This is a genomic window from Phocaeicola sp. GP0067 (genome assembly GCF_031119655.1).
GTDB classification, from domain to species: domain Bacteria; phylum Bacteroidota; class Bacteroidia; order Bacteroidales; family Bacteroidaceae; genus Phocaeicola; species Phocaeicola vulgatus.
This window is the reverse complement of record NZ_JAVHZY010000030.1, coordinates 28,221-53,625: the sequence shown is the minus strand read 5'-3', so window position 1 is coordinate 53,625 and position 25,405 is coordinate 28,221. Positions and strand designations below refer to the sequence as shown.

The following is a 25,405-nucleotide window of genomic DNA, read 5'->3' as shown; positions in this document are numbered from 1 at the left end:
TTTTACTAATAGGCATTCTTCTCGCCACGGAAGACATTCGCCACCGTCCTGTACATGATGTAAAGGTCCAGACCGAAGCTCCAGTGCTCCAAATACCAGATATCACCACGGATACGGCCCTCCATGTCTTTTAGTTCCTTCGTTTCCCCACGGAAACCCGTAACCTGGCTCCATCCCGTTATACCCGGTTTCACAAAATGCCGCACCATATATTTATTGATCAGCCTTGAATATTCCTGCGTATGGAGAAGCATGTGAGGACGAGGCCCCACGATACTCATATCCCCCAACAGCACATTGATAAACTGGGGCAGCTCATCTATATTCGTCTTACGCATTATATTGCCCCAGCGCGTCTTGCGGGGATCATGCTCCGTGGCCTGTATCCTGTCGGCATCTGCATTTACTTTCATACTGCGGAACTTGTAACAATAAAACTCCCTGCCGTTCAGCCCGTTCCGTTTCTGGCGGAAGAACAGCGGGCCGGGCATGGTCAATCCGGTCACTATCGCCACCACAATCAGAATAACCGGAAAAAACGTACAAAGGAACACCGATGAGACTACTATGTCAAAGGTTCTTTTCAGCAGGCGGTTCCCCGGCCAACTTAAGGGATCGGGGCGAAGGCCCAGGTAAGGGACGTTCCCCATGATGTTGAACGACATACGGTGGTGGAGATAATTGCGCACATTGGGCACACTGAAGAAATGTACCAGATGGTTCTCGCAGTAATCAATCAGAGAAACGATGACCTCTCTGTCTTTTGAGGGCAGGCAGCAGAACAGGTAATGTACATAATCATGTTTCTCCAGATATTCCTGTACCTGCGCCGGCTGGCCCAAATACGGACATTCTACCGGAAAAGCAGGATTCGCCTGACCGTCAAAATAGCCCACGACCGAATAACCTGTATCTTCACTGCCCGACATCTCATGGTAGATTTCCAGGTTGTTGTCCGTACTTCCTACCAGTACTACAAAACGCGTATGTTTCTTGCTCATACGGTAAAGCCTGATGAGAAGACGAAGAGTGAAACGGAACGAAACAAGACACAGAAACAGGAGGAAAAGGTACTCCAGCATGAACAGGGAGGCTATATCCGCATAGTTTCCTACAGAAAGGACCAGACCGCCCAGGAGGACAAACAGGAACATATTCTCGAACACACGTTTCCATATCTGAAGGGAATGCACTTTCCTCCGGTGAAGCACTACTCCTGAATGGATGGCGCAAAGGGCGTAACATAACATCAGTGTAAGCATGACTTGCAGAACGGTGGTTCCACCAACCTGCAGGCTATCCCACTGCATCTCATTGGACAGCTTGCTGAAAAGCAGGAATAGCAGACCGCAAAGAAAGGTCTCGGTGACAATCACAAAGGTCTCGATCAAGTGGTTGTAGGATGCTAATTTGTCTTTCATAGTCATAGTAGTATGATTTTAAAAATTATGATCATATATGTGGCTATCATTATCAACTCTCATGCCTGTTTACTTCAAACAGATTTTGAAATAAAGTCCCGCACTCAGATATTTACCATCATTCAATTCTGCTATCAGATTAAAACGATCTTTCCAAACAGCATAGTTAAAACCTATATTAATGGTTCGTGCATCATATTCCGCCATCAAATTCAGTCCATTCAATATCTTATTTCCCAAAGAAGTATCAGGCAAACAACACCGAAAATTAACACCTAATGCAGGTCCTTCATAATTCAAGCCAGTAGCCCTGCTATAAATATAAGCCATATGAAGCCCTAATTCCCCCACATTCTGAAAATACAAATGTTTCGTTGCAGCCAGAAAAAAACGATTGAAATAATTATGAGTACCAGCTTCTTGATTAAAATTGATATTACCACCACCATTATTATCAAAACTTCCGGGATCATTGGCTCCCAATACAAGTTGAGGAGTCCATTCTTTCCACCAGCCTTCCTTCCATAAACGGAGCCTTCCTGAAAAATTACGGTCCTGATTACGAAATTTTCCCCAAGTCTGTTCAGGCCAATAATTACCTTTAACTCCCTTTACCAAGGTACAGGTATATGCTACTTCCAGCCAAGGAAAAATAGTCACATTTATATAGTAATTATATGTGTAGGTGTAATTTTTATTATTCCAATAAGTAGAAAGCGGATGCTTATCCAGCACATTACCGCCCAGCATAACAGTTTTGTCCTTCTGCATATCAGCAGTAGGCATATGCAATAGTCCACTAGTACCATATAATGCCTGTCCCTTCAATACAGTACAGAAACATAAACATAGAAAAGCTAAAAAAGAATTATGCATTGCGAAATTATAAGGGTTTGCTATCTTTGTACCATGAAAAGATTAGTTTCTCCCACAAAAAGCGTGCAGGAAAAAGTAAGGCAGCTTGTACATAACGTTTACGGGTATGCTTCTCTTTATACATACGATAGACAAAACGCAGATTCATACGATCTATCCATAGAGGGTAGTATTCAATCTCATTATTAGCAGTTTGGTGAATAAAACCACCACAGGTAAAACCAATACCCTGGAATCCGGCATTACGCACCTTTAGCAAAAAACGTTCTTGCATCAACGCCCCCATTCCTACAATAAGAAAATCAGGATTAACTTGTGTAATATGTTTCGCTTCCGCATCCATTTCTTGTTCCGAAACAAAATACCCATTACGACAACCCATAAACTTCAACTTTGGATACCGTTCCTTAAATATTTCAACAGCTTTTTCTACCTGTTCTTGTTTTGACGCAACAATGTATAACATCTTTCCATTATTTTCGGCAAAACGGAATAATTCCGGTGCCATAGAAGTCATATCAAAGCTTCGCCTTTTCACTGTTATTCCATATAATAATCTTATGGCAGCCACTAAGATGGAACCATCGGCAAAAATACCATCAAACTGTCCAAACAAATCTTTACGATCTAATGCCATCAAATAAGAAACAGGATTTAGAAATGTATATATTTTACCTTTATCCATGAAAAGATTATCAAGACCTCGTAGATTTGTTCGTAAGATATGACTAATTAAAATAGGTATCATAACACTTTCCTGTAAAGAATAAATAGTGTAACTTTTAAAATAGAGCACTATATTTTAGTGCTTACTTTCCTACACATTGCATCATAAAATAAGAATTGCATACTTTTATCATTGTTTTCTTCCCATATTTTGGTATGATTCAATATTTTTTTCCTAAAATCATCATCATCTATACCACGCTCTATTAACTTTGCTAAATGTTTCTCATCATCATGAATAATTGTTGTGAAATCTTTCTCTAGTATTAAATTGTCAACAATACATTCCTCCCAAAACAACCTGTTGTCAAACATTTCTTCTGGTATAGCTTTTCTTGTACCTACAAAAGGTATTCTCAACGATGACACCTCTGCAAGAACGATAGGAAATCCTTCAAATATACTAGATAAAACAAACAAATCAGCGTGAGCCATATATTTATAAGGATTCAAATTAAAAGGCAAGAATATAGTTCGTGAATAAACTCCCAAATCTTTAGCTAATTGTTTTAGTTCTTCCATATACTCTCCCTCCCCCATTAATACAAGATACACATTCCACCCACCTTTATTCAAATAAAGCGAAAATGCCTTCAGTAGTTTCCATTGCGCTTTCTGTTCTGAAAACCTCCCTATATTCATTATATATTTTTTATCTGGGCAGAAAACAAAATCATCAATTCCACATTGAGATTTAATCTTAATATCTTTGCTATTAACATAATTATTAATGACATTTATATTTTCACTCCGAACCCCAAAAGAAACGATCAAATCATCTTTCACTTGTTTTGAAACAGCTACTACGTTATTACACTTGTTATACATCCACCTTATCATACAATAAGTTAACTTCTGTACTATGCCCAACTTAATTTTCGTATATTGAAGAGAAAGTACATTATGCACCGAAACAACCTTTACAGCAGAAGTAGGCACAAGAATCGTCAGTAGATTACTTTTTTCAAGAAAAGAAAAAATGACATCCGGTTTTATATCTGCAACAATTTTTTTTAGTCTAAAAAATAGATTAAATTGTTGTAACGTTTTCTTTATCAAATTATTTTCGTCATTACAAGACCCATAAAATACATCTACATTCTCTGTCCACTTGCTTTGTCCACTATAACCTGAAAGCACAAAAACATAAGGCACATGTCCATTCTGTTTCAAATAGTGGTAGTAATCAATCAAAATACGTTCCGCGCCTCCAGTAGCTATATGATCTATTACTAAAATGTATTTCATCATTCTTTGAGTTTATAGTATCTTATCCAATCAACTTTCATTTCACAAGGAAAAGCAGAATCATCCATTCCACAAGATCCACCCCATCCACCGTAAGCAACATTTAAAATTAAGTAATATGGCTTATCAAAAGGCCAAGCTTCTCCTTCCTTTTTATCAAATTGATAACATAAATTACCATCAAGTAAAAATACAAGTTTATCCTTGTACCATTCTAATGTATAAATATGAAATTTAGAAACATCAGCTTTCACTAATTGAGGATTCATTTTTTTTATACGATTCCCATTTTTTTTATCCGTCACATGGACATTGATCTGATACTCCTTAGAACTCCAACAGTCAATATATTCCATTATGTCAATTTCACCAAAAGGTAAACCTTCTTCTGCCGGCAACATCCAAAAAGCAGGCCAAATACCTTTTCCTGTAGGACATTTTGCCTTAATTTCCAACCTGCCATATAAAAACGAAACCTTACCTAAGGTATGTATTCGACCAGAAGTGCATAAAGCCTTATCTTTTTTCTCATCTAAAGTCCTAATGATTAATTTACCATTATTTACACATACATTATTTGAACTATTTGTATAATATTCACTTTCCTGCCCTCTCATTCCCACTATATAACTCCAATACATAGAACTAGGAACATTATCTCGGTTAAATTCATCTCGCCAAATAGGATCATTTTCAAATAAACCTTGAGCAAACAATACAAAAGAAGACAATAATAAATATATGCTTAATAAAATCTTTATCATAGCATTTTTTTTAATTTCATATAAATACTGAATATCCCTATATGATAAAAAAATGGTTTCATTTTAATGATAATCTTTCTCATCAATGTAAGAGGAAAATACTTTGCTTGTAATCTGTCAAAAGGCAAGTTATTCAAATCTCTAAAAAAGTCTGCCCTTCTCGTACTGGGAATTGCCGATTGTAACATCATACAACCATCTTGTTCTACAACCTTTTGAACATTTGATTTCTGATATACAAAATAAGATTTTAAATATTCAAAATAATCAAATCCTTTTTGAGAATGAATAAAAACATGAGTAGCGCCTGCTTTATCCATGATTTTATTGTAAAATTTAGCATTCCAACAATCAAAAATAGTAAAATCACTAACCCGCTCAATACTCTTAAATACACACTGATGACATGCTGGTTTTGAACACAGCCCTTTAAAAAAGAACTTTAACATTAAATCTGCCTCCATCCCATAATGATATTGAATTCTCTCATCTTCAAAATCTAAAGTCATAGTAGAATAATTATAACCATAATACTTATCCCTAAACTTAACTCCTGTTACTTTATTTTTATACTTTATTTGCTGGTATTCAAGATACTTTCTAAATAAAAGCGGTGAAGGATTACCACGACATACCAAATCTACTGTGATAAGATTTGCATAGTCTTTCTTAAGATAATTCTTCAATCCGGCTATTTGACAAGGAGTTCCACTAAAACATACAAGACAACCAGTTTGCAAAAGTTTCTTTGCTTCTTGATACGTATGTCCTATTTTACTCTGTACATACTTCGAGCCTCTAAATAATTGAATTTCTTCTTTCTTATTAGTTCCATAATGTACCACCTCCATCTTTTTATTATAAATAGCACCAAAAACATATCCATTTTGGTTCAAAACATAATCACTGATAGCACTAAAAAATCCCCCAGATGTACTATCTCTTCGTATATTATTATCTTTATGCTGAATAACATAACCAATTGTTTCTTCATGTTCTTTAATCGGTTTATGAAGAATGGGACATACTGCTTCACACAAACCACATTCTATACAAACTTCAACATCTACTTCAGGATAACGAAACCCCTCATTATCCTCTTTCATCACCACACAATGCTTTGGACAAATATTTTCACATGCCCAACAACCACAACACGTGACCTTATCAGTAATTACAATCATAATTCTATTCCTTTTAAAGCTTGCTCAAGATAAGCTAGAGAAGACTTTCTCAATATTTCTAATCTCTCATCTACATCCACATAATCAAGCGGCATAGAAAGAAGATTATCGATATTCTTTTTTGTATCTATTTTCCGTTGAGAGAGATTAGTCAAACTCAATAAATTATCTATGCGCGTGTTAGTGTTTTGCATAGCATTTTCACTAAATCTACTAAATACAAAAAAGTTCTTTTTATAGAGAATAGAAAACACAGAGCAGTGAAAAGAATCCGTAAAGATATATTCCGAATTTCTCACATAATTCAAAAACTCGGCAGGACCTACATCATAAGGAGTTTCATTAGCAAATCCTTCATCCGATGGTATATATTCATCCAAATGCTGAAGCGCCACTATCTTCAGACCTGTTCGTTTTTGCACTTCGCTTATAAATAACCTTTGTTGAGGATTATTCCCTAATAAGTAACAAAAAATATATTTACCATTAGTTAGAGGCTTTTCCTGCTGTATATGCATCCATTGCTCACCTGTAAACAAAAGAGTAGGATCAAGTACGACTTGAATCTCACGCCCAATTAATTTATAAACCAAATCACAAGCGCTTTTTTCTCGTAATGCCATATAATTAAAACGTTTCATAAACCATCTGTTCTTCTTCCTCTGAAACCAAGGTACTTTTTTAATCCCAAGACTAGTAGAGTAAGCTATTTTACAGATATTGTCTGGCACCCATTCTAAAGTATAATACCCATGCTCTACGCTGTCGGTACGCCACAATTGATCACTTCCCACCACAAAAGCAGAATAATTGTTAGCCATAGCTTTCAATTCTTCTCTATTTTTACAATAAGGTGATAAATGAAAGTATTCTTGCGAAAACCTATCAAAACAAGCATTTCGTAAATCTACATTTCTGCCAAATGAATCTGGATATTTCTTTTTATAATACTCTATTTTTATCTTACCTATCCTCATTTTCCAATCAGCTATCAAAATCTTTTTGATAATATAAAGCAATTTATTCCCTTGCATATAAACAATAGGAGATTTACACGAAATAGTCTGATAAGGTAAATTCATTTTCTGAAAAATCATTTCCGTAGCATATGCCTGAAGCATACTACCATAGTTATGATGAAAATAGCAAGTTACGAGGCCTATAGGTTTCATTTTTTGTTTAATTTATATACCAACAACAGCAATAAAGTAGCTCTATATTTTACCAATAAATAAAAAAGGCGATGCTTCATTGGCAACAATTGATACGGATAATTATTTAAGTAATGATAAAAAAATGCATCTTTGCATATTTGTTTTAATTCATAATTCTGAATTGAAAAAGATTTTTTCTTTACAATTTGATATTTAATATAAAGAGAATTACGTAAATAATGCAGAGCTTTGCGTTGTAACCTAACCCAATAATCCTCTTCTGCAAAATACTCTGCAAATACTGAATGCATCTCTTGAATAAACCTCTTTAACCGTTCTATTTTATCCTCTGTATAAGTATGGGTAATTGAACACTCATTTTGAAAATAATTATAAAAATATTCCGGTATAAAACCTACATTTTCTGCTAATTTCAAATATCTCACATGAAAAAACATATCTTCAGAAGCTACCACTTTTTCAGATACAAATCGCAATTGATTATCTTCTATTATTTTTCTAAGATAAATAGCCTTACAAACTGAAACCATATATTTCACATCAGAACGATAACTAGGCAAAGGAGCTAACATATCTAATAAAAATGAATCAACACTTTTTCGTCCACGAAAAAAGACTTCCTGACCTACCTCTTCAAAAGGTATTATCTTATCTTTTGAATAATAATATTGCAAACTACAATATACAGTATCACATTTCATTTTTTCAGCTACACGATAAAGAGTCTCATACATCGCAGGAGCAACCCAATCATCAGAATCAAGAAATGAAACAAATTTTCCAGATGCAAGATTTAACCCTGCATTACGAGCAAAACCTAATCCTTCATTTTTTTTATGAATAACTTTAATGCGCGCATCTTTTTGAGCATATTCATCACACAAAGCTGGACAATTATCAGGTGACCCATCATCCACCAATATGATTTCCAGTTCCTTTAATGTCTGATTCAATATCGACTGTATGCACCTATCTAGATATTTTTCCACGTTATAAACAGGTACAATCACACTTATTTTGGGAATATCGTTTTCCATTATATTTTATTGTAGTTATAATTAGTAAGTAGTCTTTTTCAGCTCTTTAAAATCAATAAGGCAAAAAGTTGAATATTTTAAATTTCACTTAACTATAGTTACATTGGCAAATACTAAAAGAATAAACTTTTTATAGTTCATTACAAATGAAAATCTATTTTGAATACTTACAAAACATAGCTCCCCCTTACAAAATAATACAATTTTAGAATTACAAGTATCAACTATTTACTTTTTCAGATGCACTTTTTTCAAAAGCTGTCCAATAAAATGCAATATTCTAAAATTAGGCAACCGCAGCAGATGCCAAAATTTAATTTCCCAACGCGTATAAAAAGGGAGCCAAGATGCAGCAAAATGATGGATAGAATATGTATTAGTGGTAGTTCTTATTACTCCATCAGTAAAAGATTTCGGACTAAAAAATGTTGCAGGGAAAATTGCTATTTTCATGGAAGCTTCATCTATCTTCATCGCATCTTCAAGAGAAGTAACAGAAATCAAGTCATAACCATTATTTAATAATGTTTTTTCAACCTGCAAAGGCAATGGTTGCAGTATATCAAAACTACCATCCGGAAGAACAAATGGACGTTTATCATAACTGTCCAAACAAAGTTTTACCCACGAAGAATGCCGTTCAACACCAAACGCTGCAACTTCCAGCCCCTTTCCTTTACCATACTGCCACCCCATCATCGTTTGAAGTGACAAAAAAGGATTAAATGATTTTAAAACCTCCACATCCATATCCAAATAAATTCCCCCGTAATGATACAGAGCATAAAGCCTGATATAATCAGCAGCAAAAGCATATTTTTTGTTATCAAAAGCTTCGCTCACCCAACGAGATGATGATTTATCAAACTTATCAAAATTCCAATGAATAAACTCATAATCAGGCAAATATTTCTTCCATGAATCCATATAATGTTGGATATTGGAAGGAATGGGATCGTTACTTAACCAGCAATAATGAATAATTTTAGGAATCATATCAAGTGAATCAATTTTATTAAATTATTTTTTTAAAAAGAAACGAAGCAGAAATAAAAACATACGAGACATAACATTGATTATTTTATAAGCATTGGGATATTTAATATATAACCCATAAGTGCTAGAACATAAAAATCTAGCATCGTCATAACCTATTACAGTACAAAAAGGATTGAAGGCTGATTTAGAATTTCTAATCATCAATTTTATTTCATCACTCAGAAACCCTTCGTATTTAATACGACAGAATATTTTTTTATCAAGGAATTTATAAGGTACATAACTTTTTGCTCCCATCCCTGATGCGAAATAATGTATTATTTTTGCTTTAGACAAGAATGGTAACCCGTTAGCATTAATTTGGCAATTCCAAATATCATCTAACTTACAAATTTTACAACCCATTAATTCATTAGCTTTAGCCAAAGAAGGTTGATCATAATTAATACCTTTCAATACATTTTTCCTCCACAAAGAATGCCAATACTCATAAAATTGATGAGTATCATCTGTATCTTTAACAAACAACACTCCACTATTAAAATAAAAATCATTCTCTGAATATTTCCATCCCAATACAGAAGACCATTTCTTAATATTAGTTTTCATCCAACTATATTTAATTGAAAGATGACAATCTGGTACAGCTGCTATTTCGCAAGACAAATTATCTATATCTTTCAACTCTTCATTTATAATTGTATCACAATCAATAAATAAAAAATCCCCAATTACCTGACTTCTTAATGATGTTTTTATGTACCTAGATTTTTGTTGTTTTGAATAATGAAACGGAACATCAACGATGACTAATTTTGAAACATAATTAAGTATCAATTTACGAATGCCATTTTCCAACGTTCTACTTGTTTCTTCATCAACAAGTAAAAGCAAATTTGCATCTGGATTATATAAACGCAATGAATAAATAGAAACCAATGCCTGCTCTAAATAACAATCATTTTCATTACTAACAAGCACATAAATAATCTTTGTTTTCATATGATGAAAGACTTTTTCTATTTTTTAAAAAGGAAGAAAATATTTTTTATTTTCATGCCACAATGATTTTCTGTATTTAAGAATATATTTGCCAATAAAAAGAATGATAACAGCATAATATATGTCATGTTATTATTTAAGCTTGCTACACCCCAAATGGCAAGCATAATGATAATTTTATCATTAAATGAGTAAAAAGACAAACAGTTATAAGTCAAATAAATTTCCGCAAATGACTTGATGCTACCTACAATCCATCCCCAATAAGATAAATTTAAAAGAAAACCATTTTCCAATCGTATTTCTGTAAATGGATAATAAATCCAATCACCTAATCCATAAACAATATCCTCAGTTTTCCATGGGTATATAAAAAATAATTCAAAGGCTGTTAGTCGCGTTTCGGAAGATGAATCGCTAAAATCAAAATTAAATCTTCCCAATAATCCTGACTGTTGTACAAGAACAATAACATTTGGAATTATCATATATAGAAAAAACAGTGCAATTAAGACTTTCCACACATTCTGTTTATAAAAGAATAGCCTATAAGTCAATATCAACAACCAAACAGCTATACATCCTCTTGAATTACAAGACCATACAGCAAACAATCCCAACAACAGCAATATTATTTGAAAATATCTTTTTAAACGACTGGAAACTAATATATAACCCATAAAAATAGATATTACATTCGCATTATAAAGTGGATGTAACAATAATCCTCTGCTTCTGAAATCCATAAAAGTATACTGATATGCCTTTGCATTCGTAGCTTGCATCGAATCTGCCATAGAATAATCTATAACATAAAACTTACCTAGTTTTTCAATAATACATATTCCGCATTCGGTTATGTAAAATACAAACGCAAAATATAACAGCCACCTCGTATTTAAGTTTAAGTTCTTATACAGAAGTATCCACAAGAAAATATTAAGCCATCTTACGGAACTCATAAATGTATTTTCAACTGTCACCATATCAGTATGAACAATTGAAATAACCAATAATGAAATACAATATACCCAGCCTACTTTATCCAACAAAGAATGATACCTACAAAAAAAGATAGAACAAGTACAAAAACCTATTAATGCTAAGATTCGTTCAGAAAGTCTAACAGAAAGAATTTCTTGGAAAACAGGTAGAACACAAAGAATAGAACATATAACAAGGATTTGCAATATATAAGAGATCAAAGAATTTATTTTAAAGTCTATTCTATTCATCTTTTTCTAATTTTATTTTTGATAAAATTCAATAAAGCATTACGCTCTTCAGGTGAAAATCCTATAACATAAATAATAAGGCATGACACAATAAAAGCAATAAAACTCGTCAACAAAAATGAAATAAAATCGCAAAAGAAGAAGCTGGTTTTAATTTTAAAAGAAATATAGTAACATACAATAGCAATCAATATATTTCTACAAAAAACATTAAACGTAAAATGACGTAGTTTATAAAATGGGCTTATTTTTTTTAAAATGAGAAAACGAGCGAACAAACCGATTGATATCACAAAAATACTAGGATACATTACCATATAAGGTTTGCCCCCTGTATACAAAATAAAATAACTAAAAGGCAATTCACATAACATAATAATGCATATCACTATTTGAAAAACTTTAATATTCCCTGTTGCTTGTAAAGCCGTTGTTAATGGAGGAGACATAACATTTATTAATGCTGTAATTAAAGCCAACAATAAGAATTGAGATGTATATTTAGGAATAGTTCCCAACCATAATTGTAACAAATAATCGACATTAATCATAACTGGGATTGCAATCAATAGTAGCAAATAAAATGAATAACGACATCCTGTATATACCAATCTTCCAGATTCATTCATATTACCTGCCGCATATTGTTTTGTTATTTGAGGGTTTAAAGCCATCGTAAAATTATAAGAAAAATTACTAATAATTCCATTAACTTGCATTGCTATTCCACGTGCAGCATTAACTGTTGTTCCTCCAAATAGATTTAGAATGATATTAGAGCCTTGGTCTTTTAATGAAAAACCTAAATTGCCAATAACACTCCAACCTGCAAAAGCAAACATTTCTTTAAATAGTTTTCTATCAAATAGAAAATGATAAGTACACTCTTCAAAATTCTGTTTACAATAAATACCATATATTATTCGAATAATAAAAGCAACTACAGCTATCAATATAGCATATAATATCAACTTATCAAAGTCACCAATTAATAACAGATAGACTATCGCTAGTTTTAGAATTACCTCAACAATACTAACATAAGCAAAAGCTCTCATATGCTCATGTGCAACAATACATGAATTATAAGGTACACTTATTATTGTCAAAATCAATGTAAGGACTGAACATTGATAAACCCAGTTAGCCGCTTCCATCCTGTCTAGAGGAATATTCAAATAAGCATTGACAAACCATAAGCCAATTGTTTCTGCAACAATTAATATAAGAATGGCTAAAGTTATATGTATGGATACTGATGTACAAAAAACCTTTTTCAGCTTTTCCAAATCACCAGTACCCAATTCAAATGAAATAAAGCGTTGGGAAGCTGCTACCATTGCTGAATTCAAAAAAGCAAGCATGGTCACAACACCACCAACAATATTATAAACACCATAATCGCTTATTCCCAGTGTATTGAGCACTACACGGCTAGTATAAAGCCCTACTAAAATGGTCAACAGCATTCGAAAATAAAGCAACAATGTATTTTTAGCAATACGTTTATTACCAGAAGGATTATTCTCCATCTTGTTTATAAATCAGAATCAATATTTAATCTAAAAAATACTTATTTAATCTCTGCTAAAAATATCCCTTGTATAAACTTTCTCCTTCATTTCATCCAAACAACTATCATATCGATTCGCTATAATCACCTGACTTTGTTCCATAAACTTCGTAAAGTCATTCACCACCTTACTACTCAAAAATGTGCTACCATCCTCTAAGGTCGGCTCATAGATTATCACTTCTGCTCCTTTTGCTTTGATACGCTTCATTACACCTTGGATGCTAGATTGACGAAAGTTATCTGAATTCGATTTCATCGTTAAACGATAAACACCCACTACGCAACGTTTCTCTTCTACAGAATTATAGTCATCCCGATTATAATAATCATAGTAGCCAGCTTTATGAAGCACCTGATCGGCAATGAAGTCCTTGCGAGTACGGTTGCTTTCCACAATGGCTTGTATTAAATTCTCAGGTACATTAGTATAATTAACAAGCAACTGTTTAGTATCTTTTGGTAAACAATAGCCACCATAGCCAAAACTCGGATTGTTATAATGTGTACCGATACGCGGATCTAAACAAACACCATTGATGATAGCTTGAGTATCCAACCCTTTCATTTCGGCATATGTGTCCAATTCGTTAAAATAAGACACACGCAAAGCCAAATAAGCATTAGCAAAAAGTTTTACAGCTTCTGCTTCAGTAAGCCCCATAAACAACGTATCAATATTTTTCCGAATCGCCCCTTCTTGAAGCAACTCTGCGAATATGTGAGCAGCCTCTTCCAAGCGAGCATCACCTTCCGGCCTGCCTACAATAATGCGACTGGGATAAAGATTATCATATAAAGCCTTGCTTTCGCGCAAGAATTCCGGTGAGAAAATCACATTCTCCGTATCCAACTTCTGACGAACACTTTCGGTATATCCTACAGGAATAGTACTTTTAATCACCATAACGGCATTAGGGTTGACATTTCTTACTAACTTAATCACTTCCTCCACATGAGAAGTATCAAAATAATTCTTCAAAGGATCATAATTTGTAGGTGCAGCAATAACCACAAAATCTACCTCACTATATGCTTTTGTCGCATCTAAAGTCGCAATAAGATTCAATTCCTTTTCCGCCAAATACTTTTCAATATAATCATCCTGGATTGGGGATTTACGTTGGTTTATCAAATCAACCTTTTCAGGAATAACATCCACTGCAATCACCTGATGATGCTGTGCCAACAAGATAGCAATGCTTAACCCAACATAACCAGTACCAGCCACCGCTATTTTAAGTTTTTCAAAACTTCTCATATCCTATATTTTTATCAATCTTTTTTGCTATTGTCCATACCATAGCCATACCCATATTTGTGCCCATATCCATAGCCATATTTATGACCATACCCATAGCCACTCTTTCTTGAATTCAAATCAATGCTATTAATAACCGTAGCCAATTTATCGAATTTCTTCTGATCCCGCAGCACATTAATATACTGATACCCCAACTTCGGAGTTACATCTGCACGACACACATACACGCACATATCAGCCACACGACTGGCAATAGCAGTATCGGTCACAATAGCAATAGGAGCCGTATCAAGAATAATGTAATCGTAACGCTCTTTCAATTTCTCTATTGCATCTTCCAGTACCGTACGCGCCATCAACTCTGTAGGATTGGGAGGAATAGGACCACCCGGAAGAATATCAAGATTAGGACTTACATCCGAATGTTGTATCATATCAAAAAGATTGGTATGCTCGGGGTCAGCCAGATAATTGGTAATACCTTCCGTGCGATGGGACGGATTAAAGACCTTATTCAGCCCCGGCTTGCGGATATCCAAACCCACAATAACAACTTTCTTACCCATATAGGCCAGACTGACTGCCGTATTTCCAGCAATAAAAGACTTACCTTCACCCGGCTGTGTGGATGTAAAAAGCACCACTTTCTGACTGGCACCAAGCATGAACAACATATTGGTACGCAGACCACGAAAAGCCTCCTCCATCATACCATTCTGATTCTCCTGAACCACAATGGCACCTTTTTCGGGCTTCTTACTTAAAGGAAGCTCACCCAAAATAGGAACATCCGTTATCTTCTCCACATCCTCGGCATTCTCTATCTTATATTTTAATAAATCCTTCAAATAAATAAGACCTACAGGAATACCCATACCCAATACAAAGGCAGCCAGCAGAACTATCTTCTTCTTAGGAGAAACCGGCTTTTTACTAGGAAGAGCAGCTTTGATGATACGTCCGTTATTAGCAGTGGATGCCAGGGTTATTGCGTTTTCCTCACGCTTCTGAAGCAACATAATGTAAAGGGTCGCCTTGATTTCCTGCTGGCGGGAGATAGTAAGAAATTCTTTCTCCTGCTGCGGCGCACTGCTGATCCTGCCTTCAAACTTCCGTGCCTGACGTTCAAGGTTGGACTGCGCTATCTGCAACCCTCTCAGTACACTGTTCACGGTAGTCTGCACATTGTGCCGCATGGACTCGATGCCCGTATTGATATTGATTACCGCAGGATTGTTTTCGGAAGAGGTACGGAGCAAACGCTTGCGTTCGATCAGCATCGTGTTATATTGGTTGATGATAGAACCCAAATTCTGGTCCTGCAACCCTACATTAGCGGGAATCACCTCGTTTGCATTCTTCGGATTGTTCACATAGTTACGCAAGGACTCCACCAGTCTCAACTGGGTGGCATTCTCGGTCAGCTGCTGTTCATATTTCGAACTCTCTTCCAAAGCCAGACGGGCATCGCTGGTCAAATCGGTCAATCCGGAGCGTTGCTTGAAATCGGCAAGTTCCGTTTCGGCAGTACCTAACTCCCGATTGATAATGCCAATACGCTCGTCTATAAACTCTGCGGATTTTTGAGCCACTTCATTCTTCTCGTCATTCGCGTCCAGATTATAAAAGTCAACCAAACAATTGATGAAATCGATACCGCGCTGCTTTACCGTATTCTGCAAGCTGATGGCAGCAATTGTGGTAGTCTTCGAAGTGGGTTCCACTGACAAATTCTCTACATAACTTTCCGTCACATCTGTAGGAGAATTAACGTATGCCACTAGATTCATATCTTCTTCCAAAGGTGGGACCGAGTCGTTCTTTGTAAAACTGAAAACTCCTACTGGAGTGGGGAAAACAGCCGGAATACTGTCAAAACTTACCTCAGTCTCCTGCTTCTCCTCGTCAAACATATATTCCACTTTTACATCCAATTTTCCATTCATGGTGTATTTTAGATGAAGCTTGGCTCCTTCTTCCAGATTGTCTGCCTCTTCAGGAGTCATATAAACTTTTACCGGAGTGGACTTATATAAAGGAGTGTTATAGCCGAACATACGTTCCTCGGCCACTGAAATATACAAATTCAAATGATTCACCACCTTTTTAATCAAGGTTCTTGACTTCAGGATTTCCACCTCATTGTCAAAATTGTTAGTCATGGAGAACATACCCAGATCCTGAAGGGCTCCCATAGGATTATTACTGCTTCCACCTTTCTTGTCACCTTCTTTGATGAGTACGGCCGCATCAACATTATAGACAGGAGCTTGATAACGGAGATAGATGAAAGCAGATATAATACAAACCAGCACACTGGCTACAAACCACGGCCAATAGGCAAAGTATTTAAAAAACAAGGCATAAAGATCAACGTTCTCCTCACGTTGCTCGGTACCCGAAGGGGTGTTCTTCTGTTCGTCAGTCATATCAACAGTTTGTAATCAACAATTATATTTATGAGTTTTATTTCAAGATGGTTGCCAGAAGGCTTGCAAGAGATACCAAAATGGATGTAGCACTGATCCATATGCTGGTGCTGCTGCCAATGTCCGAGTTCTTGGCTTTTGTCTTATTGGGCGTTACATAGATGATATCGTTCTGGCGCAGGTAGTAATAGGGAGATACAACCAGCTCTGCATTATTAAGATTCAAATTGATAATCTCACGCTTGCCTTTTGCATCTTCACGAATCAGTTTCACATTGTCACGGACGCCATAAACAGTCATATCTCCCGCCATGGCAAGGGCTTCAAGGATATTTACCTTTTCATTTCCTACGGTAAAAGTACCCGGACGGTTCACCTCTCCCAATACCGAAATTTTGTAATTTGCCATACGGACTGTAACGATAGGACTCTCTTTCAGATAGGGCTGCAATTGCTCACGGATCAAATCTTCCGCCTCGTTTTTCGTAAGGCCGCCTACCTTCAGACGACCGATAACGGGGAAATCTATCTCACCCTTGTTATTTACCAGGTATTGCTGGAGAGTGGGTTGTGTGGTAGTATTAATATTGGTCAGGGCTGCATTCAGAGGAGTCTGTACTGTCAGGTTAAAAGGAGCGGCAGCCTGAGGATCACTCGTGTTCACAGTTATACTCAGCAAATCTTTCGGCATAATCTTTGCATCATAAAGGGGAAGATCTTCCCTGTAACTGTTCACTACCTCGGGATTCTGCATGTAAGGTACATTTTTATAGGAGGTGCAGCCTGCCAACAAGGCGGATGCCACAACAAACAATAATAGTTTCTTTAAAGTCTTCATATCAGTTTTTTCATTTATTATTCAATCATCTGCCAAACAGGCGCGAAAAAAGACCTCTGCCGTGATTCTCCGAAACAGGAGATTCACCGGCATTACGTATCAAATCCGAAAAAGTGGTTCCGTCATGAATCATTCCATAAATAGTACCCCAATCGGGAAGGCCTCCCAAGTTGCGGTCATCTATAAAAAGATCGGCTTTGAGCTTGCGTGAGTAATGATTGTTACGCCCTTTCTCCTCCTCCGGATAGTCGCGGTTCACGGCATAAAATTCAAGACCGCGATCACGGCAAAAGGCAAGAGCTTCGTCAAGCAGACGCCCTTCACGCACTGTCCATAGAATCAACCTGTGATGTTCGTCACGCAATTTTTTCAATGTCTCAATGGCAAACGGCAACTCCCTGCCGATTGCCGGATACTTGTGCTCAACAATAGTACCGTCAAAGTCTACTGCTATGGTCATTGTATGTCAATATATAATTATATGTTAACTGAGTTTTTTTCCGCTATAGGTTCCAGCAATTCTCTAGCAATGGTAACTTTAGCACATCCAAGGATATCAATTTTTACAACCAGACTAGTAGAACCATCTATTTCACGACATATATTCCCTTCCAACCCTACCAGTTTGCCACCGTTTACACGGACACGATCGCCCAAATGCAGAGGGCATGACTCAATAGTGACGTGTTCTTCGGCATCATTGACCATACGCATCAAGCTGTACATCTGATGATCTGGAATAATAGCTACGGGACGGCAAGTATTTCGGGAAGAACCGGCTATGTTAACCATGAAACGTTTTATATAAGGAAGGCAGACTATTTCTTTCCGTCTTACTGAATCTGTGCAGCGAATGAACACAAGAGCAGGGAAAACAATACGGTCCACTTTTTTACGTTTACCATCATGACGAATACTCATCTCCTGTTGGATAGGGACATAAACTTCATAAGCTTTCTCACTATCAGTTTCGTTTTTCAAACGTTTTCGTAATCTATCCTGACAGGCTTTTTCACTTCTGTTATTTACAACAGCCACATACCAATGCTTTTTTTCCTGATCATTTCGGAATATGCCTACGGCGTCGTCGGTCTTTTGAACCGTCGTTCCCAAAATTTGTTGTGGCATGTCTTTGCCCTTGTTATTTACAATACTCATAGTGGAATAATCCGACTAAAAACAGACGCACTCTTATATAGAGAGCGTCCGATTTCTTAAATTTCTGATTTCCATTTATGTAGTAAGTTGTATGAATAAAATCAGCCCATAAGTTTATTATATATATAGAGAGAAAAAACTTTTTTTTATCAGTTTACAGTCTGTAAATGCTAGAAAATGAAAATAAATCTATACCTTTGCAGCCGATAGACGCTCTCTATATAAGAGTGCGTCCTAATTTCAAAATAATTCAAATATTCCCCTTCTTATAGATCTTTTAAAATATTTCTATTTGCATTATCTATCTGATTAGTCTGTATAGACGAAAGATAGATTTGTGTAGTAGTTTCTGAATCATGCCCCATCGCTTCGCTGATAATACCAATCGAGATGTTTTTCGTCTTAGCTATACTTGCCCAGGAATGGCGCGCCACATACATAGTAAGTGGTGTGGTCAATCCTGCCCGGGCTGCAATCTTCTTCAGCTTACGGTTCACCAGCAACATTTTATTCCGGTATTGTCTGCGCTCCGTGCCATCTTCTCGTTCTATAATAGGTAAAAGATATTGTGTTTCCGAATCTCCGTATCTGTCAATAATCTCCTGCATCTGTTTTTCCCACCGTATAATGAGTTTCTTACCTGTTTTACGACGGCTATAACTCACAAAGCCACTATTGAGATCTTTTTTACGCAAATAGGCAAGATCTATAAAAGACATTCCTCGCATATAGAAAGAAAAGAGAAAGATATCTCGTGCAAATTCCAATGATTTATGATCGGAAAGATCCAACTGCTTGATGTGTTTGATATCTGTCAGGGTGGCAGCTCTCTTTGAGGTCTTGTCCACACCAGTATATACATTCTCAAAAGGATCTGCAGGAAGGGCCAGTCCCTCACCCACTGCCTTACGATACACACAACGCAAAATACGCATATAAAAAGAGGTGGTATTACGACTTAAATGGTGAGTGGAGCGCATCTCCGTTTCATAATGTTCCATCAAATCTGCATCCATCTCATCAAAACATAAGTCTATGCCGTCACGGAACTTCATGAAGCTGTTCAATGCGGACTGATATGTTTCGACTGTCCGTTCTTTTCCTTGCCCTCTAAGACGCTCTATCTGCTCCTGCATGTATTCAAAAACGAAAACGCCCTTACTCGGACGGTTCTTTAATTTTACTAATCTCATATTTGCCATTACCTAGGTTAATTAAATAAATCATCAAAGAAAAATATAATATCATGATTTATATTTTAATGAGGACTTAAATACTTGTAATGGCAAATAGATTCTTTAGAATTAAAGAGAAAGAACTCAGTGTTCTTATATCGACAAGTATATAACAATAAAAAATACAAAAGCGCGCAGCTCTGATAAACTGCACGCTTTTGCTTATTATTTATTATCTGTATCCTTATCGGAATTACTTCACTTCCTCAAAATCAACATGATATACCTATCAGCAACTTGCGTACACGTGTTGCAAATATAACACAAACCCGAAAATAAGCATCCATAAGCAACACACGCTCTTGCTCACAAAAGTACGATTTTTATTCATAAACAACGAGACATAAACGCATAAAAATCAAAAGAAAGCGATGTTTTTAACAGATTCTTCGGTTTTATCCTTACCTTTGTGTATGATATTGGGATGTTATACCCAAACAACAATAAGGAAACGATGCAAATTCAAAACAATACATTGATAGCGGAATGCTCGGCTTACGATTTCAAGGAAATGCTGGAACGTAAGAAGGTGAAGTCATGGCTTAAATCTGTATCGGCTTTTGCCAATACGGATGGTGGCAGTTTGTTCTATGGAGTGAACGATAATGGAGTGATTGTAGGTTTAGAGAATCCACAAGCCGATGCCGACTTTATCAGCGAAATGATAAAGGCAAGACTTGACCCTGTTCCGGAAGTTCAACTTATTCCGATAGAACACGAAGGGCATACCTTGCTTAAAGTGAAAGTAAAGGCAGGAACGCTTACACCTTATTACTATTATCAGGATGGGACACGTACCGCATATGTACGAGTTGGCAATGAAAGCGTGGAGTGTAATTCGCAACAGCTTCTTTCATTGGTATTGAAAGGTACGCACATGACTTGGGATTCACTGCCTACCCAAGTGGATGCCAGCAAACATTCTTTCATCATTCTCGCCAATACTTTCCGTGAGCAAACCCATCAGGAATGGAATGACAAGTATCTGGAATCATTCGGACTAGTAACTCCTGACGGCAAACTGACCAATGCCGGATTGCTGTTTGTGGATAATTGTACCGTATTCCAATCACGTATTTTCTGTACCCGTTGGACTGGACTCTATAAAGATGATGCCATCAGTTCCGTGGAACATCGGGCTAACCTTGTATTGCTATTGAAATACGGCATGGACTTCATCAAGAACTATACCATGAGTGGTTGGGTGAAGATGCCGAACTATCGTCTAAACCTCCCCGACTATTCAGACCGTGCTATCTTCGAAGGATTGGTAAACCATCTTATCCATAGAGATTATACGGTAATGGGTGGCGAAGTACATATTGACATTTACGATGACCGAGTGGAACTGGTATCACCGGGCGCAATGCTTGACGGAACACAGATTCAAGACCGTGACATATACAAAGTGCCGTCCATGCGCCGTAACCCTGTCATTGCAGACATGTTCACACAGTTGGATTATATGGAGAAACGTGGTTCCGGTTTACGCAAAATGCGAGAGCTTACAGAGAAGCTACCCAATTTCCTGCAAGGTAAAGAGCCGCAATATCAAACGGAAGCGACTTCTTTCTACACCACATTCTATAATTTGAACTGGGGTGACAACGGAAGAATGCCTGTTGAAGAAGTAGCCAACAGGGTAAATAGTACCCTCGAAAAGTATCCTGTAAACAAAGAAAGTTCGGTCGAAAAGTTCGGTGTAAACACAAAAGAGTTCGGTGTAAATGAAGAAAGTTCGGTCGAAAAGTTCGGTGTAAATGCGGATAAGTTCGGAGATACATCGGAAACACAGAAGAAAGTCAGTAAAACTGCACAAAAGATAATCGACCTCGTTATTTCAGATCCTTCAATCACAGCTGATAATATGGCCAACAAGATTGGTGTAACTAAACGCGCTATAGAGAAAAATATCAAGAGCCTTAGGGGTATGGGAATTTTGGTTCACGAAGGTTCAGACAAGGCTGGTTATTGGCGCATTATTGTTAAACCATAAACAGAACAACAAACCTATGGAGACCTCTTTCATACCACTCTTTGCAATCATAGCCGTTTTGATTATCGCCTTTTTGCTTGCCTCTTTGCCACAGGTAAACCATAAAACGCGATACCGAGTGCTTTATGCAATAGCCATTATCATGCTATTAGCTGTTATCCCTATTAGTGAATATATGGCTGGTGGCATACAAAACTCAAGTAACAATTATCTGCTTGTCCTAATATTCGATATTGCAGTAGGATATTTCTGTATGTACATTGCTGCTTTGCTAAAATTCAATGTTCTTAAACGAAAGAACCAAGCATTGGAAAACGCCTTGACAGAAAAGCAACAAGAAAATGTGGCAATCCTATTGGAACATCAAAACGAAAAGCAACAAGCACTTCAGCAAGGAGAGCTTGAATGGTTAACAGAAAAAATCAAGGTATTTACTGAAGAAGAACAGGAAGCTATACTTGCCAGTGCTCTATCATTTGCTGAACATGACTTGATAGTTGCTCCCTCAATAAACATACAGCCCAAAGAAACATGTAGTCAGCAAGAACTAATGTACTTTGTCTGCTCTGCTTTTTACAATATGGATAAAAGCCGTAGTAAAATTGTGAGTTTTTTGATGAAAATTTTTCCTCTCTATTTTCCTGCTGGAGAAAGTGTATTGGCAAAAAGATGCCGGGATTAGAAAAGGTTAGGGAGAGAAGAGAAAAAGAAACAACAGCGCTAGTGTCACATTAAAACCGGAACACTAGCGTTTGGCAATTAATTTAATTTCCCCATTCAAGGCATATGTTTACTCAATTGGATTATATGGAGAAACGTGGTTCTCCGTCAGGTACGACTTTTTGCCGTCAGCTATTTTGAATCAGGAGGACAGTTGATAGAAAAATCTTAAGTCTATTCAAGAGATGAGTAGAAAGAGGCAACATCACCATCCTTCATTATATAAGAAATCTGCTTATTCTTCTCCGCTATAATCTTTAATTGCTTCTTTTCTTCTAAAGTCCAGTTCTTGATTTTCTTAAGTTCTGAAATTATTGAATGAATTTGTTTAAAACTGTTGCTATTTTCCAAATCCATAATAAGTTTCTCTTTTTCTTTGTCTTCCTTATTATCTATCTGTCCATTATGGCTTACCTGCTCTTGCTTATTTATATAATGGACAGCCATCAATTTTTCATTCGATGCAGTTGTATCAATAATGGTTTTGACTAATTTGTCCAATTCAGATCCTTCTGTATAGTCTGCAGGAGTATAATATTTTATGCGCTTATCTTCCATCATTTTATAGACTTTTCGTTTATCTTTTGTTTTTGGATTATAAACTCCAATAGAATGACCTGAATAAGAATTAATGAGTTTCATACAAGGTATATCCGTATCACTATCACCTATATATACCATATTTCTGAAAGGAATACGAATGTCCTCTGGTTTAAAATAGTCATTGACACCTGAATCATTCACATCTAATGTCCCTTTTTCTATTCTAAAAAGGAATTGAGTCTTGCTCGTGTAATTAATAACTTGTGCTGGCCATTGAGCAACACCATCTTTATCATAATAGAAGGAACTGGCATAAATTTTTTCAAATTCATTAGCGACTTTTGTACCTTCTATCATTTCTTTAAGACCTGATGAAATGATATAATGCTCTACAATAACTCCTCTTTCCATGCCATAGTCTCTAATGCGCTTAAACCAAGTCTCAACACCGGGGAATAATTGTACTTTCGCCCCATAATCCATTAATGCCTTTTTATTAAATATGACTTTTCCATGCGCTTTCTGAATCATGGTAAACATGTAAGCCAAATTTTGATCCATGTCATTCTCTTCAGCTAACCCATTGGACTCTTTCCAAAAAGATTCGACTTCATCCCCAACAGATTGTATATACCCTTGCGCTTGCATGTCATCTGGTGATAATGTCTTATCAAAGTCATAACATATTGCAACAACTGGTTTACTTTCCTTTGTTTTTCTAATAAATTCTTTACTCATATGCTATAATAAAAAAATGAGACACAATTACTATTAATTATGCCTCATTTATGATTTATCTATTCAGTAATTTCTTACTTTACTACTTTGAATTACTTATTATTTGACTTCCTCAAAGACAATTACTGCTGTATATCAGTGTATTATATATAACTTGGTACAAATATGATTACTTTACTTCGTTTACTCTATATTTCAGCCTTAGCGAGAATAGAAAAGCTACCGCAAAAAACTTTAACTTAGTTTAACTATACTATTTTTGGCGATTTCTATTTTCTCTTGTTTTCAGATAGTCTTCGATATTTTCTCTTATTATGCTTTTCTTTTCATAAGCTATTGATTTGCAAAACGGTATCTATTTTTTTTCTTTCGTTTTTTATGAAAAAGTGTTATACCTTTGCATTGAGAAATAAAAAACAATAGGCATGAAGCAAAAACAATATATACTCCATTCTTTGACAATAGAGGTCATTGCGGTGTTGCTGGCTTCAATGATTGCATTTCAAATATGCAATATGCTTAGCATACGAATGAGTTTGCTTCCGTTCGTTATGGCTGTCGGATATGTGATACTGAAACTTCTATATCATCTTTGCATCTCTATAGCAAGATACATTATAGAAACTCCTTTGTCACATTTGGCATTAGCCGATGAAGTGACAGATAAAAAGACTTCGGCTGTTGCATCCTTACATACCCAAGATTGTGTAGAAGTACAAAAAAGGCGTATGGAATTATTCCATTATGAATACCAGCATGAGCAACAACAATACAAGCAACAAAAAGAAAGAGAAGAAGACGAGAAATTAAATGCTATCCTGAAATATACACGAGACACATTCAAGCGTTTTGATTTGGACGAAACAGAGATTTTCCAAATTTGCGAATCTGTCCGCTATTTTGTGACTAATCGTCAAGTGCTTTCCATGACCGAGATTCATATTAAGAAACATAGTTCGCTCACACAAATCTCTTTAAAGAACTTTGCTTGGAACATCGCTTTCCAATATAATATAGGTGGAGATGTAACTACATCATTTGTGATGGCGACATTTGCCGAATGGTTCACTAACTCCACGTTTGACACCGTAAGAAAGAATCTGCGAACTACAACAGGTCGGCATAAAATTGAAATTGACGAAAATATCCTGTCGAAATACGGTATCTAAGCCATTTTTTCGCTTCCAAATAATAATTATTATCGGAAGTTGCTTATGTTATCAGAGTATTTATATAAATTTGCT

The 25,405-nt window shown here is 36.1% G+C and carries 21 protein-coding genes and 1 pseudogene; 3 read left to right on the top strand and 19 right to left on the bottom strand.

Annotated elements, in window-relative coordinates; all coding sequences use genetic code 11:
• Positions 1-5 precede the first annotated feature (5 nt).
• The 18 genes from RE317_RS17945 to RE317_RS17860 form a co-directional block, all read right to left on the bottom strand.
• Positions 6-1,427, bottom strand: a complete 1,422-nt coding sequence (locus RE317_RS17945; protein ID WP_117873893.1) for an undecaprenyl-phosphate glucose phosphotransferase — start codon at positions 1,425-1,427, stop codon at positions 6-8.
• A 63-nt stretch (positions 1,428-1,490) separates the two neighbouring features.
• Entirely contained in the window at positions 1,491-2,297 is an 807-nt protein-coding gene (locus RE317_RS17940) for a YjbH domain-containing protein (protein ID WP_005848399.1), read from the bottom strand.
• 7 nt (positions 2,298-2,304) lie between these two features.
• Positions 2,305-3,045: a WecB/TagA/CpsF family glycosyltransferase gene (locus RE317_RS17935; protein WP_008673645.1), complete on the bottom strand. Its 741-nt coding sequence runs from the start codon at positions 3,043-3,045 to the stop codon at positions 2,305-2,307.
• A 47-nt stretch (positions 3,046-3,092) separates the two neighbouring features.
• Complete coding sequence (locus tag RE317_RS17930; RefSeq protein ID WP_227212442.1) at positions 3,093-4,274, bottom strand: glycosyltransferase; 1,182 nt, start codon at positions 4,272-4,274, stop codon at positions 3,093-3,095.
• On the bottom strand, positions 4,271-5,035 hold the full coding sequence (locus RE317_RS17925) for a glycoside hydrolase family 16 protein (protein ID WP_005848408.1): 765 nt from the start codon (positions 5,033-5,035) through the stop codon (positions 4,271-4,273). The genes RE317_RS17930 and RE317_RS17925 overlap by 4 nt, the downstream gene beginning before the upstream one ends.
• On the bottom strand, positions 5,032-6,219 hold the full coding sequence (locus RE317_RS17920; protein WP_005848410.1) for a Coenzyme F420 hydrogenase/dehydrogenase, beta subunit C-terminal domain: 1,188 nt from the start codon (positions 6,217-6,219) through the stop codon (positions 5,032-5,034). Before RE317_RS17920 ends, RE317_RS17925 begins: the two co-directional genes overlap by 4 nt.
• The gene (locus RE317_RS17915; protein ID WP_005848412.1) at positions 6,216-7,391 is read right to left on the bottom strand and encodes a polysaccharide pyruvyl transferase family protein; all 1,176 of its coding nucleotides are present in this window, start codon (positions 7,389-7,391) and stop codon (positions 6,216-6,218) included. Before RE317_RS17915 ends, RE317_RS17920 begins: the two co-directional genes overlap by 4 nt.
• Positions 7,388-8,431 (bottom strand): glycosyltransferase, encoded by a 1,044-nt coding sequence (locus RE317_RS17910; RefSeq protein ID WP_016270116.1) that lies wholly within the window; start codon positions 8,429-8,431, stop codon positions 7,388-7,390. Before RE317_RS17910 ends, RE317_RS17915 begins: the two co-directional genes overlap by 4 nt.
• A 228-nt stretch (positions 8,432-8,659) precedes the next feature.
• The gene (locus RE317_RS17905) at positions 8,660-9,427 is read right to left on the bottom strand and encodes a glycosyltransferase family 32 protein (RefSeq protein WP_005848415.1); all 768 of its coding nucleotides are present in this window, start codon (positions 9,425-9,427) and stop codon (positions 8,660-8,662) included.
• A 24-nt stretch (positions 9,428-9,451) separates the two neighbouring features.
• Positions 9,452-10,432: a glycosyltransferase gene (locus RE317_RS17900; RefSeq protein WP_005848417.1), complete on the bottom strand. Its 981-nt coding sequence runs from the start codon at positions 10,430-10,432 to the stop codon at positions 9,452-9,454.
• Positions 10,433-10,449: 17 nt separating this feature from the next.
• Complete coding sequence (locus tag RE317_RS17895; protein WP_308821666.1) at positions 10,450-11,667, bottom strand: hypothetical protein; 1,218 nt, start codon at positions 11,665-11,667, stop codon at positions 10,450-10,452.
• Positions 11,664-13,199: an MATE family efflux transporter gene (locus RE317_RS17890; RefSeq protein WP_005848421.1), complete on the bottom strand. Its 1,536-nt coding sequence runs from the start codon at positions 13,197-13,199 to the stop codon at positions 11,664-11,666. The genes RE317_RS17895 and RE317_RS17890 overlap by 4 nt, the downstream gene beginning before the upstream one ends.
• A 45-nt stretch (positions 13,200-13,244) precedes the next feature.
• On the bottom strand, positions 13,245-14,501 hold the full coding sequence (locus RE317_RS17885; protein ID WP_008652760.1) for a nucleotide sugar dehydrogenase: 1,257 nt from the start codon (positions 14,499-14,501) through the stop codon (positions 13,245-13,247).
• A 14-nt stretch (positions 14,502-14,515) separates the two neighbouring features.
• Entirely contained in the window at positions 14,516-16,933 is a 2,418-nt protein-coding gene (locus tag RE317_RS17880) for a polysaccharide biosynthesis tyrosine autokinase (RefSeq protein ID WP_303266225.1), read from the bottom strand.
• Positions 16,934-16,970: 37 nt separating this feature from the next.
• Positions 16,971-17,771 (bottom strand): polysaccharide biosynthesis/export family protein, encoded by an 801-nt coding sequence (locus RE317_RS17875; protein ID WP_005840559.1) that lies wholly within the window; start codon positions 17,769-17,771, stop codon positions 16,971-16,973.
• Between the two features lie 25 nt (positions 17,772-17,796).
• Positions 17,797-18,231, bottom strand: coding sequence for a BT0820 family HAD-type phosphatase (locus tag RE317_RS17870; protein WP_005840562.1), 435 nt, complete (start codon positions 18,229-18,231; stop codon positions 17,797-17,799).
• Positions 18,232-18,248: 17 nt separating this feature from the next.
• Positions 18,249-18,899, bottom strand: a complete 651-nt coding sequence (locus tag RE317_RS17865; RefSeq protein ID WP_005840564.1) for a UpxY family transcription antiterminator — start codon at positions 18,897-18,899, stop codon at positions 18,249-18,251.
• 296 nt (positions 18,900-19,195) lie between these two features.
• Complete coding sequence (locus RE317_RS17860; protein ID WP_005842489.1) at positions 19,196-20,131, bottom strand: site-specific integrase; 936 nt, start codon at positions 20,129-20,131, stop codon at positions 19,196-19,198.
• 487 nt (positions 20,132-20,618) lie between these two features.
• Here RE317_RS17860 and RE317_RS17855 point away from each other — a divergent pair, with 487 nt between their 5' ends.
• Both RE317_RS17855 and RE317_RS17850 read left to right on the top strand, forming a co-directional pair.
• A complete protein-coding gene (locus tag RE317_RS17855) occupies positions 20,619-22,160 on the top strand; it encodes an RNA-binding domain-containing protein (protein ID WP_117873200.1) in 1,542 nt (513 codons plus the stop codon).
• Positions 22,161-22,176: 16 nt separating this feature from the next.
• Positions 22,177-22,895: pseudogene (locus RE317_RS17850) on the top strand (hypothetical protein).
• A 159-nt stretch (positions 22,896-23,054) separates the two neighbouring features.
• Here RE317_RS17850 and RE317_RS17845 read toward each other — a convergent pair.
• Positions 23,055-24,161: a haloacid dehalogenase-like hydrolase gene (locus RE317_RS17845; protein ID WP_117873194.1), complete on the bottom strand. Its 1,107-nt coding sequence runs from the start codon at positions 24,159-24,161 to the stop codon at positions 23,055-23,057.
• Between the two features lie 425 nt (positions 24,162-24,586).
• Between RE317_RS17845 and RE317_RS17840 the strand changes: the two genes are divergently transcribed.
• Positions 24,587-25,330: a hypothetical protein gene (locus RE317_RS17840; protein ID WP_022331791.1), complete on the top strand. Its 744-nt coding sequence runs from the start codon at positions 24,587-24,589 to the stop codon at positions 25,328-25,330.
• Positions 25,331-25,405: the final 75 nt, after the last annotated feature.